General features: G+C 64.5%; 1 pseudogene. It reads right to left on the bottom strand.

The features are described from left to right. A pseudogene (locus SOP95_RS31825) lies at positions 1-414 on the bottom strand (type VI secretion system ATPase TssH); the annotation flags it as partial.

Genomic DNA, 414 nt, shown 5'->3' with positions numbered 1-414 from the left:
CCAATCGGCTTGCTCGGGTTGTCGAGGCCGGCGCGGGAGGTCTGGATGCGCTTGGCGATCATCTGCAGGGCATGGTCCTGGCCGATGATGCGTTTTTTCAGGTGCTGGTCGAGGTTGAGCACCGTCTCCAATTCATTGCGCGCCATGCGGCCCACCGGGATGCCGGTCCAGTCGGCGACCACCGAGGCCACGGCCTGGTAATCCACGGTGGGCAGGATCAGCGGGGTTTCGCCTTGCAGGGCGGTGAGGCGCTGTTGCAGGTCGACCAGTTGGGCGCGCAGCTCATCGTTGCCACTGTCCACCACGCCCGCCTTTTCACGCAGCGTTGCACGGGTGGCTAGCAACTCGTCCACCAAGGTTTTCTCTTCAGCCCAGCGGCTTTCCAAGGTCGCCAGACGCTCACGCTCAGCGCTC

Origin of the sequence: Pseudomonas sp. YuFO8 (assembly GCF_035065025.1) — a bacterium.
Taxonomy (GTDB): domain Bacteria; phylum Pseudomonadota; class Gammaproteobacteria; order Pseudomonadales; family Pseudomonadaceae; genus Aquipseudomonas; species Aquipseudomonas putida_AE.
Note: the sequence above shows the minus strand (reverse complement) of the source record. Positions and strands in the feature narration are given on the sequence as shown.